This is a genomic window from Caballeronia sp. LZ029 (assembly GCF_031451275.1).
GTDB classification, from domain to species: Bacteria; Pseudomonadota; Gammaproteobacteria; order Burkholderiales; family Burkholderiaceae; genus Caballeronia; species Caballeronia jiangsuensis.
This window is the reverse complement of sequence record NZ_JARUXO010000001.1, coordinates 1,220,559-1,234,321: the sequence shown is the minus strand read 5'-3', so window position 1 is coordinate 1,234,321 and position 13,763 is coordinate 1,220,559. Positions and strand designations below refer to the sequence as shown.

Annotated in this window: 14 protein-coding genes; 7 read left to right on the top strand and 7 right to left on the bottom strand. The window is 66.1% G+C overall.

Going from position 1 to position 13,763, the window contains the following annotated elements; all coding sequences use genetic code 11:
- Positions 1-10 precede the first annotated feature (10 nt).
- Entirely contained in the window at positions 11-1,030 is a 1,020-nt protein-coding gene (locus QCE73_RS05870) for a CaiB/BaiF CoA-transferase family protein (protein WP_309880200.1), read from the top strand.
- Here the strand turns inward: QCE73_RS05870 and QCE73_RS05865 are convergent.
- From QCE73_RS05865 to alr, 3 genes are all read right to left on the bottom strand, one after another.
- Complete coding sequence (locus QCE73_RS05865; RefSeq protein ID WP_035503507.1) at positions 1,027-1,290, bottom strand: DUF2866 domain-containing protein; 264 nt, start codon at positions 1,288-1,290, stop codon at positions 1,027-1,029. The two genes, QCE73_RS05870 and QCE73_RS05865, sit on opposite strands and share 4 nt — an antisense overlap.
- 162 nt (positions 1,291-1,452) lie before the next feature.
- Entirely contained in the window at positions 1,453-2,838 is a 1,386-nt protein-coding gene (radA, locus tag QCE73_RS05860) for a DNA repair protein RadA (RefSeq protein WP_035503504.1), read from the bottom strand.
- A gap of 41 nt (positions 2,839-2,879) precedes the next feature.
- Positions 2,880-3,950, bottom strand: a complete 1,071-nt coding sequence (gene alr, locus QCE73_RS05855; protein ID WP_309880199.1) for an alanine racemase — start codon at positions 3,948-3,950, stop codon at positions 2,880-2,882.
- Positions 3,951-4,231: 281 nt separating this feature from the next.
- Here alr and lplT point away from each other — a divergent pair, with 281 nt between their 5' ends.
- The 4 genes from lplT to thiD are packed head-to-tail and all read left to right on the top strand — an operon-like array spanning position 4,232 to position 7,859.
- A complete protein-coding gene (lplT, locus tag QCE73_RS05850; protein WP_035503501.1) occupies positions 4,232-5,539 on the top strand; it encodes a lysophospholipid transporter LplT in 1,308 nt (435 codons plus the stop codon).
- A gap of 34 nt (positions 5,540-5,573) precedes the next feature.
- Complete coding sequence (gene thiM, locus QCE73_RS05845) at positions 5,574-6,389, top strand: hydroxyethylthiazole kinase (protein ID WP_309880197.1); 816 nt, start codon at positions 5,574-5,576, stop codon at positions 6,387-6,389.
- Positions 6,390-6,391: 2 nt separating this feature from the next.
- On the top strand, positions 6,392-7,039 hold the full coding sequence (gene thiE / locus QCE73_RS05840) for a thiamine phosphate synthase (RefSeq protein WP_309880195.1): 648 nt from the start codon (positions 6,392-6,394) through the stop codon (positions 7,037-7,039).
- A 7-nt stretch (positions 7,040-7,046) separates the two neighbouring features.
- A complete protein-coding gene (thiD, locus tag QCE73_RS05835) occupies positions 7,047-7,859 on the top strand; it encodes a bifunctional hydroxymethylpyrimidine kinase/phosphomethylpyrimidine kinase (RefSeq protein WP_035503499.1) in 813 nt (270 codons plus the stop codon).
- A gap of 12 nt (positions 7,860-7,871) precedes the next feature.
- Here the strand turns inward: thiD and QCE73_RS05830 are convergent, their stop codons facing one another.
- From QCE73_RS05830 to tsaB, 4 genes are read right to left on the bottom strand one after another with little or no spacing between them, the layout of a single operon-like run.
- Entirely contained in the window at positions 7,872-8,849 is a 978-nt protein-coding gene (locus QCE73_RS05830) for a DUF1853 family protein (protein WP_309880194.1), read from the bottom strand.
- Positions 8,849-9,748, bottom strand: coding sequence for a uracil-DNA glycosylase (locus QCE73_RS05825; RefSeq protein ID WP_309880192.1), 900 nt, complete (start codon positions 9,746-9,748; stop codon positions 8,849-8,851). The genes QCE73_RS05830 and QCE73_RS05825 overlap by 1 nt, the downstream gene beginning before the upstream one ends.
- Positions 9,735-10,229, bottom strand: coding sequence for a ribosomal protein S18-alanine N-acetyltransferase (rimI, locus tag QCE73_RS05820; protein WP_309880191.1), 495 nt, complete (start codon positions 10,227-10,229; stop codon positions 9,735-9,737). The genes QCE73_RS05825 and rimI overlap by 14 nt, the downstream gene beginning before the upstream one ends.
- Positions 10,226-11,005 carry a tRNA (adenosine(37)-N6)-threonylcarbamoyltransferase complex dimerization subunit type 1 TsaB gene (tsaB, locus tag QCE73_RS05815; RefSeq protein ID WP_309880189.1) on the bottom strand — a complete coding sequence of 260 codons (780 nt, stop codon included), beginning with the start codon at positions 11,003-11,005 and terminating at the stop codon, positions 10,226-10,228. The genes rimI and tsaB overlap by 4 nt, the downstream gene beginning before the upstream one ends.
- A gap of 168 nt (positions 11,006-11,173) precedes the next feature.
- Between tsaB and QCE73_RS05810 the strand changes: the two genes are divergently transcribed.
- The gene (locus QCE73_RS05810; RefSeq protein WP_035503494.1) at positions 11,174-11,443 is read left to right on the top strand and encodes an acyl-CoA-binding protein; all 270 of its coding nucleotides are present in this window, start codon (positions 11,174-11,176) and stop codon (positions 11,441-11,443) included.
- A gap of 461 nt (positions 11,444-11,904) precedes the next feature.
- Positions 11,905-13,560 (top strand): DEAD/DEAH box helicase, encoded by a 1,656-nt coding sequence (locus QCE73_RS05805; RefSeq protein WP_309880188.1) that lies wholly within the window; start codon positions 11,905-11,907, stop codon positions 13,558-13,560.
- The last annotated feature ends 203 nt before the right edge of the window (positions 13,561-13,763 follow it).

Genomic DNA, 13,763 nt, shown 5'->3' with positions numbered 1-13,763 from the left:
GATCGACGACTTGACGCCTTCTCTTACCGGCCTGCGCGTGCTCGATCTGACGCGGCTTCTTCCGGGTCCCGTCGCCACCTTGCGGCTCGCCGAACTCGGCGCCGACGTGCTGAAGATCGAGCCGCCCGGCGAAGGCGACTACGCGCGCACGATGCTGCAAAACGAAGCCGACCGGCAAAGCGGCACGCCGAGCGCGTTCTATCGCATCGTCAATCGCGGCAAGCGGCAACTCACGCTCGATCTCAAGACGGACAAAGGCCGCGCGAAGCTGATCGAGCTCGCGCGCGACGCGGATGTTCTGGTCGAAAGCTTCCGCCCTTCGGTGATGGCGCGGCTGGGCGTCGGCTATGACGTGTTGCGCGAGGCCAATCCGAAGCTCGTCTATTGCGCGATCACGGGTTTCGGCGGCGACGGCCCGTTCGCGCACAAGGCCGGTCACGATCTGAACTACATCGCGTATGCGGGCGTGCTCGATCAGCTCGCGACGCGTGACGGCACGCCTGTCGCGCCGAATTTTCAACTGGCGGATCTGCTCGGCGGCGCGCTTTCGGCCGTCATGGAAATACTCGCGGCGGCGTGGCATGTCGCGCGCGGCGGCGAAGGCCGCTGCCTGAATGTCTCGATGACGCACGCGACGCACGCGCACAACGTGATGGCGCATATCGCGCTCGCCAATGCCAACGAAGCGGGGACGCGGGCCGGAGCGGGCCTGCTGAACGGCGGCGTGCCCTGTTACGACGTGTATCGCACGCGCGACGACCGTTTCGTCGCGGTCGGCGCGCTGGAACTGAAGTTCTGGCAGACCTTGTGCGAGGCGCTCGGCCGTCCCGACTGGGCGACGCGGCACTGGAGTCTCGGACAGGCGATCGGCGGAGCGGACGCGGCGGAATTGTCGGCGCAGCTTACCGCGCGCTTTCGTGAGCGCACACGCGACGAGTGGATGACGCTGCTCGAGCCGCTCGATTGCTGCGTTGCGCCCGTGCTTACGCCCGCCGAAGCGGCGGCGCATCCGCTCTTTCGGGAAGCCTAACGTCGGGGCAGAACCTGGCGCGGCTGATGTTCGTCGTCGACGAGCACGTGCTTGCGGCCCGTCACATGCTGGCGAATGGTCGCGACGACCTGATCCTCGGTGATATCGGCCGCGACGACGCGGCGCGAGATCTGCCCTTGCTCGTCGATCCATTCGACGATCCGGCAACCGCTTCCCCAAGGCTGCTGAAGCGGCGCCGAGACGCGGCATCCGCGCAGATGAAACGCGGGCTTCGGCCGGGTTGATTTTGAGTGTTTCAATGCGTGGTCCTCTCGATCCTTCCAGCCACTTCGCCTTTTGAACTGCGTCGAGCAAAGTTGGCCAGGTCCGTAGCCCCGTTAGGATAGAAAAACCGCGCGTTGCTTGGGTTACATAGAGCAACCGGATTCTTACGCCCCGTTACGAAGGGCCCGATCACCGGGTCATTCGAGATCGCGGACCCGGTCGATTGCTTCCTCGATGCGGTCCACCGCGATCACCTTCAGGCCGTCGATCGCCTGTTTCGGCGCGTTCGCCTTCGGAATCAGCGCCATCGAGAAACCGAGCTTGGCGGCTTCCTTCAGACGATCCTGACCGCGCGGCGAAGGCCGGATTTCGCCGGCCAGCCCCACTTCGCCGAACGTGATGAGGCCCTTGGGCAGCGGCTTGTTGCGCATCGACGAGTGAATGGCGAGCAGCACGGCCAGATCGGCGGCGGGCTCGGTGATCTTCACGCCGCCGACCGCGTTCAGGAACACGTCCTGATCGAAGCACGCGATGCCCGCGTGCCTGTGCAACACGGCCAGCAACAGCGCGAGCCGGTTCTGCTCCAGACCGACCGCGAGCCGGCGCGGATTGGGCACGTGCGCCGTATCCACGAGCGCCTGCACCTCGACCAAGAGCGGCCGCGAGCCTTCCTGCGTCACGAGCACGCACGAACCCGGCACGCTCTGCTCGTGTTGCGACAGGAACAGCGCCGACGGATTCGCGACGCCGCGCAAGCCCTTTTCGGTCATCGCGAAGACGCCGAGTTCGTTGACCGCGCCGAAGCGATTCTTGAACGCGCGCACGAGCCTGAACGACGAATGCGTGTCGCCCTCGAAGTACAGCACGGTATCGACGATATGTTCGAGCACGCGCGGCCCCGCGAGACTGCCCTCCTTCGTCACGTGGCCAACCATGATGATCGACGTGCCCGTCTGCTTGGCGATGCGCGTCAGTTGCGCCGCGCACTCGCGCACCTGTGCGACCGAGCCGGGCGCGGATGTCAGCGCTTCCGAGTAGATGGTCTGAATGGAGTCGATCACCGCGACTTCGGGCCGTTGCTCGTCGATGGTCGCCTGGATTTTTTCGAGCTGGATTTCCGCCAGCAGTCCGAGATCGCCGACCGCGCTCGCTTCGCCGATCAACCCGAGCCGCTGCGCGCGCAACGCGATCTGCGCGCCGGATTCCTCGCCGCTCACGTAGAGCGCGGGCCGCTCGCGCGCAATTTCCGCGAGCGATTGCAACAGCAGCGTCGATTTGCCGATGCCCGGATCGCCGCCGATCAGCACCACGCCGCCCGGCACCAGACCGCCGCCCAGAACGCGGTCGAACTCGCCGACGCCGGTCGTGAAGCGCGGCACGTCCGACGCCTCGATTTCAGCGAGCTTGCGCACCGGCGAACTCTTCGCGAGCGCCTGAAAGCGATGCGCCGACGCCGCCTGCTCCACCGATTCCACCAGCGTGTTCCACGCCCCGCACGCGGCGCACTGGCCCGTCCATTTCGGCGACTGTCCGCCGCATTCGCTACACGTATAGAGCGTTTTTGCTTTTGCTGCTTTCGCCACACAGAGCCTTGCTTCGAATTGCGTCATCGACGCTGAAAGAGTTATTCCGCGCGCACCGGCACGCGCTGCGCGATCGCGCACATGAGTTCATAGCCGATGGTGCCCGCCGCGCTGGCGACGTCGTCGATCGGCAGATTCGTGCCCCACAGTTCGACGCGCGAGCCGATGCCCGCGCCCGGGCACGGCGTGAGGTCGACGGTCAGCATGTCCATCGATACGCGGCCGACGAGCTTCGTCCTCACGCCATCGACGATCACCGGCGTGCCTTCCGGCGCCACGCGCGGATAGCCGTCCGCGTAGCCGCACGCGACCACGCCGACGCGCATCGATGTGCCCGCCGTATACGTCGAGCCATAGCCGATGCTGCTTCCCGCATCGACCGTCTGCACGGCGATCAGCTCGGACTGGAATGTCATCGCGGGCTTGAGACCCGTGCCGGCGATATCGGCGGTCACGCCCGACGGCGACGCGCCGTACAGCATGATGCCCGGCCGCACCCAGTCGACATGCGCGTCCGGGTGCCACAGCACCGCCGCCGAATTGGCGAGGCTGCGCGCGCCCGCGATGCCTTCCGCGCCGCGCTCGAACGCCTCCAGTTGATGCGCGATGCCGCGCGGGCCGTCGGCATCGGAAAAATGGGTCATGAGCGTGATCTGACCGATGCCCTGCACGGCGCGCGCCCGCTCCCACGCGGTACGGAACTTTTCCGGCGTGTAACCGAGGCGGTTCATGCCACTGTTCATCTTCAACTGGATGTTGATGGGCTTCGAGAGGCGCGCCATTTCCAGCATGCGCAACTGCTCGTCGCAGTGAACGGCCGTGGTCAGGCTGTAGCGGTCGATCACGTCGATGTCGGTCGGCCGGAAAAAGCCCTCCAGCAAAAGAATCGGCCCCGCCCAGCCCAATTCACGCAACTTCGCGGCTTCTTCGAGGTCGAGAAGGCCAAAGCCGTCCGTTGCGCGCAAGCCGGGGAACGCTCGCGCGAGTCCGTGGCCATACGCATTGGCCTTGACGACGGCCCAGATCTTGGATTTCGGCGCGTACTTGCGTGCAATGGCGAGGTTGTTGGCGAGTGCGGCGGTGTGGATCGTTGCAGAAAGGGGGCGAGGCATGAGCGTTTGGTGGAATTGCAGTGAGTGCGGTCCAAAAGGTGAGCATACGACAGCGGGACGCGTCGCGCTGCTCCGACCGGGACACCTTGCGAATCAGTATCTTATGAGGAATCTCAGGCACGAACGTGTCATTTCTCGCGCGATCGAGATTACTGCTAGTCAGAATGCGCCTATTTTCGTGTTATAAAGCCGTGCGCACAACCCATTTCGAAAGGCATAAGCCCGAGCGCATGACAGGCGCCCGGGGCGGATCACCCGCAGTGAGGAAAGCTTCGGATCAGATGAAAAAAGGTTTTTACACCATCATGGCCGCGCAGTTTTTCTCTTCGCTGGCCGACAACGCTCTACTGATCGCTGCCATTGCACTGCTGAAAGACCTTCACGCGCCGAACTGGATGACGCCGCTGCTCAAGCTGTTCTTCGTCCTGTCGTATGTGATTCTCGCGGCTTTCGTCGGTGCTTTCGCGGATTCCCGGCCCAAGGGCCACGTGATGTTCGTGACCAACACGATCAAGGTCGTCGGTTGCCTGACGATGCTCTTCGGCGCGCATCCGCTGCTCGCGTACGGCATCGTCGGCTTCGGCGCCGCCGCGTATTCGCCGGCGAAGTACGGCATTCTCACCGAACTCCTGCCAGCCGACCGGCTCGTCGCCGCGAACGGCTGGATCGAAGGCACGACCGTCGGCTCGATCATTCTCGGCACCGTGATGGGCGGCGCGCTCATCAGCCCGCATATCGCGAGTCACCTGTTGTCGCTGAACATTCCGCGCATCCACACGCCCGCCGAAGCCGCGATGCTCGTCATCGTGCTGATGTACATCGTCGCCGCGATGTTCAACCTGCGCATTCCCGACACCGGCGCGCGCTATCCGAAGCAGGAGACGCGGCCGCTCAAGCTCATCACCGATTTCGCCGACTGCTTTCTCGTGCTGTGGCGCGACAAGCTCGGCCAGATCTCGCTCGCCGTCACGACGCTCTTCTGGGGCGCGGGCGCGACGCTGCAGTTCATCGTGCTGAAATGGGCCGAAGTGTCGCTCGGCATGACGCTTTCCCAGGCGGCGATCCTGCAGGCGGTGATCGCGGTCGGCGTCGCGGTGGGCGCGGTGCTCGCGGCCGCGCGCGTGCCCCTCAAGCGCTCGTTGAGCGTGCTGCCGGTCGGCATCATCATGGGCCTCGCCGTCATGCTGATGGCCTTCTACACGCGCCATCTCTTTCCCGCGCACTGGGGCATCTATTTCGGCAAGATGCACTTCCCCGGCTATCTGCTCGTCGCGTATCTGTTCCTGATGATCGTCGGCGGTCTGTCGGGCTTTTTCGTCGTGCCGATGAACGCGCTGCTCCAGCATCGCGGACACGTCCTGCTGTCCGCCGGACATTCCATCGCCGTGCAGAATTTCAACGAGAACCTCTCGGTGCTCGTCATGCTGTGCCTCTACGCGGTGCTCGTGTGGCTCGACATGCCGATCCAGTTCGTCATCGTGCTGTTCGGCTCGTTCGTCTGCCTGATGATGTACTTCGTGATGCGGCGGCATCAGGCCAATCAGCGCGCGTTCGATTCGGTCGCGCTGATCGGCGAAGCGCGGCACTGACACGTCGCGCGCTTTCATTTCGATCGACTCCATCATGCTCGCCGCCGACCTCTTCTCGTTCGTCAACCGCGTGCGCGAACGCGCGCCGCTCGTGCACTGCCTGACGAACCTCGTCGTCACGAACTTCACCGCGAACGTGCTGCTCGCGATCGGCGCCGCACCGGCGATGGTCGTCGCGCGCGAGGAAGTCGGCGAGTTCGCGCCCATAGCCCATGCGCTGTCGGTCAATCTCGGCACGCTCGACGTGCCGCAGAGCCGCGCGATCCGCGCCGCCGTCGAGGCCGCCAACGGCGCGGGCAAGCCGTGGGTGCTCGATCCGGTCGCGGTCGGCCCGCTTTCGTTCCGCACGGAGTTCGCGCTCGATCTGCTCGATTCGAAGCCCGCGGTGATTCGCGGCAACGCGTCGGAGATCATCAGCCTGTCGGGCGGCGCCGCAAGCGGGCGCGGTGTCGACAGCACCGCCGCCACCGATGCCGCGCTCGATGCCGCGCAAGTCCTCGCGCTGAAGACGCAGGCCGTGGTCGCGGTGACGGGCCAGATCGACTACGTGACCGATGGCCGCCGCGTCATCGCGCTGTCGAACGGCTCGCCGCTGATGACGCGCGTGACGGGCGTCGGCTGCGCGCTCTCCGCGACGGTCGCGGCGTTCGTCGGCACGGCATCGGATCGCGACGAGTTCTGGGCCGCGACCGTCGCCGCGATCGCGTATTCGACCATCGCCGGCGAACTCGCCGCGCGAGACGCCGCCCTGCCCGGCAGCTTTGCCGTCGCATATCTGGACCGGCTCGCCTCGCTCGATGCCGAAGCGTTCGAGAAAACGCTCGTGCAGCGCGACATCGTTTCCGGCTGATCATGCGCGCTTCGTTCGATCTCTCGCTCTATCTCGTGCTCGATCCCGTGCAGTGCGGCGGGCACGATGCCGCGATCGCCGTCGCGCGTGCCGCGCTCGAAGGCGGCGCGACCATCGTGCAACTGCGCGCGCCCGAATGGCACAAGCGCGCGTGGTTCGACCTCGCGCGCGCGGTGTTGCCGATCACGCGCGCGCATGGCGTGCCGTTCGTCATCAACGATCATGTCGATGTCGCGCTGGCCGTCGGCGCCGATGGCGTGCACGTCGGCCAACGCGATCTGCCCGCCGATGCCGCGCGTCGCTTGCTCGGGCCGGATGCGCTGATCGGTCTGTCGGTATCGAATCTCGACGAAACCGCCGACGCGCAAAAGCTCGCGGGCGTCATCGACTATCTCGGCGCGGGACCGGTGTACGCGACGCCGACGAAAACCGACGCCTCCACGCCCTGCGGCATCGACGGCCTCGCTGAAATCTGCGCCGCCGCACGTCTGCCGACCGTGGCGATCGGCGGCATCCAGGCGCATAACGCCGCCGATGTGATGCGCGCGAAGCCCGCCGGTCTCGCCGTGGTCTCGGCCATCTGCAAGGCCGCCGATCCGCGCGAAGCCGCCGCTGCATTGCGCGCCACCGTCCTGCGCGCCCGAACCTGATTCCGCTATGTCCGCCACGAAAACCATTCCCAACGTGCTCACGATCGCAGGCTCCGACTCGGGCGGCGGCGCGGGCATCCAGGCCGATCTGAAGGCTTTCTCCGCGCTCGGCGCGTACGGCGCGAGCGTCGTGACGGCGCTCACCGCGCAGAACACGCGCGGCGTCACGGCGGTCCATGCGCCGGAACCGGCGTTCATCACCGCGCAACTCGACGCCGTGTTCGACGACATTCGCATCGATGCCGTGAAGATCGGCATGCTCGCGAACGCGGGCATCGTGCGCGCGGTCGCCGATGCGCTGAAGCGTCATCGGCCCAAACATGTTGTGCTCGACACCGTGATGATCTCGAAGAGCAATCACGCGCTGCTCGCGCCGGACGCGGTCGCCGCGCTGCGCGACGAACTGCTGCCGCTCGCGACGCTCGTCACGCCGAATCTGCCGGAAGCGGCGGCGCTGCTCGGCGTCGAAAGCGCCGTCGATGAAGACGCGATGGTCCGTCAGGGCGACGCATTGCGCGCGCTCGGCGCGCAGGCCGTGCTAATGAAAGGCGGCCATCTCGCGTCATCCGATAGTCCCGACTGGCTCATCGAGGCGAGCGGTTCGCTCAGGCTCGGCGGCGCGCGCGTGCCGCTCAAGAACACGCACGGCACGGGCTGCACGTTGTCGTCGGCGATCGCGGCGCTGATCCCGCAAACCGACGATCTCGCGAGCGCGACCGCCGAAGCCAAGCGCTATCTGACCGGCGCGATCGAGGCGAGCGTGCGGCTCGACGTGGGTCACGGCGTGGGGCCAGTGCATCACTTCTATCGCTGGTGGTAGTCGGCGCGGCAATCAGGGCGCCGCTGCGGCGAACTCGCGCGCACGCGCCGGCCAGTCGTCCGGCACGATGAAACCGCGCGATTCCTCGATCCATTTCCCCGCGTCGTCGCGCGCATAAGCTGCGATCATCGTCGGCGCGATGGTCGTTTCCAGACGCGCGCGGATCGCATCCGATTCCGCGATCAACGTCGCGGCGGCGGCCGCATCGAGACGCCGCGACGCAAGCCACGCCATGCGCGGCTGCACGACCCACGCGCGTGCATCGTCCGATGCGTTCGCCCGCGCCTCGCGCCATTCCGACGCCGTCAGCCACCATCCGCGCAGATGACTCGCGCCGATCTCGCGCGCCGGTTCGACATGCGCGTCTCCGACGCCGTGATAGAAGAGTCGCCCCTTGATGAACAACTGCGCGCGCCACGGCCCTTCGAAGCCGAGCGCGGCGAATTCCGCGCGCGAGGTCATGGCGAGCTGATGCGTGACGAGCCGCGCGTGCTTCAGATCGAAGCGATCCTGGAGATTCGGTCCGACATAGTTGGACAGACGCGCGGCGCTCGCTGCATCGGCATCGCCGATATGCAGGTAGAACTTCACCGCCAGTTCCCAGTGCAACCGAACGCCGTTCGCCGATTCGAGCAGAAAATCGCATTCGCCGATGGTGCGCCGCTGTCGCCGCAACGGCACGTTCGCCGCGACGAGGCGCGCCGCCGGTCCGTGCGAGAGGAAGAATCGGATGAGGCTCTCGGCGTAGATGCCGAGGCGCGTGAGCTTGGGATCGCGCGCGTGATCGTGGAGCGTCTGGGGCGCGGCATCGAGCGTCGCGAGCCAGGCTAGCGTCGCGTCGCGCTCCTGCGTCGAGGCGAGCGGATGCGCGAGAGGCACGTCGCCCTCACGCAATAGATCGGGCGCAAAAAGCAGCCAGGCGAGATCGCGGACGGTGACGTCGTCGAAACGATCGACGAGTCGCGTGAGCTCGCTCGCCTGCGTGGCCATCAGACGCCGCCCTTTTCCGCTCCTTGCTCGACGCCGAGCGCGGCGAGCGCCTCGCGATACGTGTTGCGCGCGAGACAGAGATCGGCCCACGCCTTCGACTTGTCCTGAAGGCTGCGCAACAGATAGGCCGGGTGATACGTGACGATGACCGGCACGCCGCGGTACTCGTGCACGCGCCCGCGCATCGACGCGATGCTGGCCTCGTTTTTCAGAAGGCTTTGCGCGGCGAAGCGCCCCATCGCGACGATGACTTTCGGCTTAACGAGCTCGACCTGACGTTGCAGATACGGCTCGCAGCGCGCGACTTCATCGAGTTCGGGATTGCGGTTGCCGGGCGGGCGGCACTTGATCACGTTCGCGATATAGACGTTCGACTGCCGCGACAGCGTGAGCGCGCGCAGCATATTGTCGAGCAGCTTGCCGGCCTGACCGACGAACGGCTCGCCCTGCTTGTCCTCGTTCTCGCCCGGCGCTTCGCCGATCAGCATCCAGTCCGCTTCGCGATCGCCGACACCGAAGACCGTGTTCGTGCGGCGCTCGCACAGCCGGCAGCGCTCGCAGTTCGCGACGCGCTCGGCGAGCGCATCCCAGTCGAGCGTGTGGACGTCGCTCGGCACTTCGACGGCGGCGGCTTCGGCGTGCGCGGGGGCGTCGTCGGTCCAGGGAAGATCGTCGTAGGCGTCGAGGGGCGGCACGTCGGATTCCGGCTGCACGACCGGCGACGGCGGCTCGGCGGGCTTCGGCGCTTGCCGCATTCCGACGGGCGCGGGCGCTTCCGGCTCCGGCGCGGCGGATTCAACGGATTCAACCGACTCGACGGGCGCCACGGCCACGACACCCCGCCGCACCCAAACGGGCCCGATTCCCAGTTCCTCAATCAGCGATTCATCGAGCGCCATGCGCACTCTCCTTCGAAAACGACAGACGCATGACGATTGCGTCCTCGCGCGAGCGATGCCGCGCGGGGTAATAGTTCTTGCGGCGTCCGATTGCGGTGAAGCCGAAGCGCTCGTATAGCTGGATCGCGCGCGGATTGGACGGCCGCACTTCGAGCAGCACGCCATCGAGCTTCTCCGTGCGCGTGATGCGCACCGCTTCGCGCAGCAGCGTGAGTCCCGCGCCCGCGCGCTGCGCCGCCGGCGCGACGCACAGGTTAAGCAGATGCATCTCGTCGACAACAGGCATCAGCACGCAATAACCGATCAGCGTGCCGGTGACATGGCGCAGGCACACGCCGTAATAGCCGTTGCGCAGCGAATCCTGGAAATTGCCGCGGCTCCAGGGAAACTCGTAGGCGAGCTTTTCGACCGCGGCGACTTCGTCGAGGTCGGCTTCGGTCATCGGCGTGAGATACCGATCGGCCAGCAGCACCCCGCTCACCGAATCGCCTCCTCGCGAGCCCGCATACGCTCCGCCGTCGTCTGAGCAACCTTGTCGCGCACGTATTCCGGCGCGGCGTGCTCGGGCGCGACGGTGCGACCGGCCCGCAAGGCACGCAAGCCGATGAGCGCGAGCGGCAACGCATGCGGCAGCGCCTCACGATCGACACGCGCGGCGGCGGCCACCGCCGGCAGGCGATCGCCAAACGCCGCCGCTGCATTGCCGGCGAGCGCAAACGGCACGTCCGGCAGCGGCAGCGCGCCGGGCGCATCGAGCGCGGCGCCGTGAAGCGTGCGCCAGTCGCCTGCGACGGCATCGAATTCGAAGTCGGCCCAGTAGACCTCGTCCATGCGGGCATCGAGCGCCGCGAGCACGCGCGGCGGAACCGACGGATCGTTCAGCCGCGCGCCTTCCGCGCAAGCGAGCAGCGTGCTCACCGGCACGACCGGCACGCTCAGGCCGAACGCCAGCCCTTGCGCGACGCCCGTCGCGGTGCGCAGGCCGGTAAACGAGCCGGGGCCCGCACCGAATGCGATCGCGGCGCAATCGGCGAGCGCGAGGCCGGCGTCATCGAATAGCTCGCGCACGGCGGGCAAAAGGCGCGTGCTCGAAACGGCGCCGGTCGCCTCGTGGCGAAACCAGACGCGCGTGTCGCCGTTTGAATACTGCGGTGCGGCGGCAGGTTGAATGGCGGCGAAAGCGGTGTCGGCGAGCAGGAGCGCGACGGAGCAAAACTCCGTCGACGTGTCGAGAGCGAGCAAAACGGTGCGTGTCATAGCCGGTATTGTAATGCGGGACATGCGCCGCATTCGCGCCATCCGCACAAGCGGCGCGATCCGAATCGCGTCTGGTAGGCATCCTCGGTTGGAGGAAAGCCTCGACCTGTCTCGCCCGCCTCGCTTGCTAAGATCGTCCGGTCCTATCTCGATAAGAACGGAGAACGCATGACCGACATCGATCAGCAATTCGCTGCCGCCCAGACCGACGTGACGCAGTTGCCCGAGCGTCCCGGCAATCTCACGCTGCTGCGTCTCTACGCGTTGTTCAAGCAGGCGAGCGTGGGCGATGTGCAGGGTGACAAGCCGGGTTTCACGGACATCGCCGGCAAGTACAAATACGAAGCGTGGGCCGCGCTCGAAGGCACACCCGCCGACGATGCGAAAGCGCGCTACGTGGAACTCGTCGAGTCGCTCAAGCGAGGCGAAGCGGCCTGACGCGATTGCGGATGACACGCCGCGCCGTCGATGCCCTGCGATGGCGCGGCCGCGCTTCAAAATGTGGCGCGGTGCAGCAAATTCAGATATACTTGCGGCTAGCGCTCGACTGCGGGTTGCCTGCTTCTTCGGCAAAGCCTCGCGCAGCAAGGCGCTTCGTAGCGTTTCGCCCCAATCCAGTTTAGAAACTGTCCCCTCCCTGCTAGGCCGTTGCGCGGTTTTATTGCGCGCAGTATGTTCCGCGGCCCGTCATGCATCAGGCTGACGTCAGCGCCCGTCGTTCATGTTCGAACGATCGAGCCTGCCGTATCCGATACAGCTTCTAACAAAACATGCTCGCCGCACGTTCGCGCGAGTAGCCCCCGTTTTTCGATTTGCTCGCTGTTTCTTCGCTCGCTGAATCCAACGACTTGGGTATGCCGATTGGCGCCGACGCCTTATTCCTCGTTTCAAGGATCGACATGACTTCGAGCTTCACCGCTAGCCCGTTGGACAATCTCGCAGCAAACATTGGCATCGCCCCCACCGCCGACATCCCGGCCACCGACGCACCCGCAGCGCAGGCAGAAAAACCCGCCGGCCCCAGTTTCGAATCGCTCGGCCTTTGCGCCGATATCGTGTCCGCGCTGACCGCCGCGGGCTACCAGAGCCCGACGCCCGTGCAGCAGCGCGCGATTCCCGCAGCGCTCGCCGGCCGCGATCTGCTCGTTTCCAGCCCGACCGGTTCGGGCAAAACGGCGGCGTTCATGCTGCCGGCCATCGAAAAATTCTCGCAACTGCAAAAGCAGGAAGCGCAGCAGCCGCGCGAGCCGCGTGATGCGAATGCGGCGCGTGGCCGCCGTCCGCAGCCGGTCGCGCGTCCGCGTCTGCTCGTGCTCACGCCGACACGCGAACTCGCGATGCAGGTTTCCACCGCCGCGACCACGTACGGCAAGCACCTGCGCCGTCTGCGCACCGTCAGCATTCTCGGCGGTGTCGCCTATGGTCAGCAATTGATGCTGCTCGCCAAGAATCCCGAGATTCTCGTCGCGACGCCCGGACGCCTGATCGATCACCTCGAGCGCGGCCGTATCGATCTGTCGAACCTGGACATGCTCGTGCTCGACGAAGCCGACCGCATGCTCGACATGGGCTTCATCGAAGACATCGAGCGTATCGTCGACGCGACGCCGGCCTCGCGCCAGACCTTGCTCTTCTCCGCCACCATCGACAGCAAGATCACGTCGCTGACCGGGCGTCTGCTGAAGGATCCGGAGCGGATCGAGATCGTTCAAAAGCTCGAAGCGAACGGCAACATCGCGCAGGCCGTGCATTACGTGGATGACCGCGATCACAAGGATCGTCTGCTCGACCATCTGTTGCGCGACTCCGGTCTCGACCAGGCGATCGTCTTCACGGCGACGAAGAGCGACGCCGATCTCATCGCCAATCGTCTCGCCGACGCGGGCTTCGAATCCGCCGCGCTGCACGGCGATCTGCCGCAAGGCGCGCGCAATCGCACGATCCGTGCGCTGCGCGAGCGTCGTGTGCGCGTGCTGGTCGCGACCGATGTCGCGGCACGCGGCATCGACATTCCCGGCATCACGCACGTCTTCAACTACGATCTGCCGAAGTTCGCGGAAGACTACGTGCACCGTATCGGCCGTACCGGTCGTGCCGGCCGTAGCGGCACGGCGGTGAGCCTCGTGCATTACGCCGAAATGGGCGCGCTGAAGCGCATCGAGCGCTTCGTGCGCACGCCGCTGCCGGTGAACGTCGTTGCGGGCTTCGAGCCGCGCAGGGCGCCGCCGAAGGGTGGTTTCGGTGGCGGCGGCGGTCGTGGCCGTCCGGGCGGCAACGGCGGCGGCGGTCGTCGTTTCGGCGGCAACGGTGGCGGCAGCAGCAGCAGCGGCCGTGGCTTCGGTCCGGGCAACGCGGGCGGCTATGGCAACAAATCGAACGCAGGTTCGCGTGACGGCGGCGGCTACCGTGGCGGCAACAGCGATGGCGGTTATCGCGGCGGCAACAGCGACGGCGGTTATCGCGGCGGCAACCGTGGCGAAGGCGGCTTCGGCTCGCGCGACGGCTACAGCGCACGCCGCAACGACGGCCCGCGCGCCCCGCGCCGCGGCAGCTAAGCGGCTTTCAGGGAACGGTGTCGATCACCGTTCTCTGATTCGACAAAAAAACCGATGCCTCGCGCATCGGTTTTTTTTCGTCCCGTCGCCATATTTCACGATGCGCAATGTTCTTTTGTGTCGCAAAAGATGTGCTGCGCGGCACAAACTCGTCCGTTGCAAGATAGAAAACATCGTTCTGCAATACGGAATGTCGATCGTAT

Excerpts from the sequence above, each read along its gene's own strand:
- alr (WP_309880199.1), bottom strand. The coding sequence starts at position 3,950 with ATGCCTCGCCCCCTTTCTGCAACGATCCACACCGCCGCACTCGCCAAC.
- lplT (WP_035503501.1), top strand. The coding sequence starts at position 4,232 with ATGAAAAAAGGTTTTTACACCATCATGGCCGCGCAGTTTTTCTCTTCG.
- thiM (WP_309880197.1), top strand. The coding sequence starts at position 5,574 with ATGCTCGCCGCCGACCTCTTCTCGTTCGTCAACCGCGTGCGCGAACGC.
- thiE (WP_309880195.1), top strand. The coding sequence starts at position 6,392 with ATGCGCGCTTCGTTCGATCTCTCGCTCTATCTCGTGCTCGATCCCGTG.
- thiD (WP_035503499.1), top strand. The coding sequence starts at position 7,047 with ATGTCCGCCACGAAAACCATTCCCAACGTGCTCACGATCGCAGGCTCC.
- QCE73_RS05830 (WP_309880194.1), bottom strand. The coding sequence starts at position 8,849 with ATGGCCACGCAGGCGAGCGAGCTCACGCGACTCGTCGATCGTTTCGAC.
- QCE73_RS05825 (WP_309880192.1), bottom strand. The coding sequence starts at position 9,748 with ATGGCGCTCGATGAATCGCTGATTGAGGAACTGGGAATCGGGCCCGTT.
- tsaB (WP_309880189.1), bottom strand. The coding sequence starts at position 11,005 with ATGACACGCACCGTTTTGCTCGCTCTCGACACGTCGACGGAGTTTTGC.
- QCE73_RS05810 (WP_035503494.1), top strand. The coding sequence starts at position 11,174 with ATGACCGACATCGATCAGCAATTCGCTGCCGCCCAGACCGACGTGACG.
- QCE73_RS05805 (WP_309880188.1), top strand. The coding sequence starts at position 11,905 with ATGACTTCGAGCTTCACCGCTAGCCCGTTGGACAATCTCGCAGCAAAC.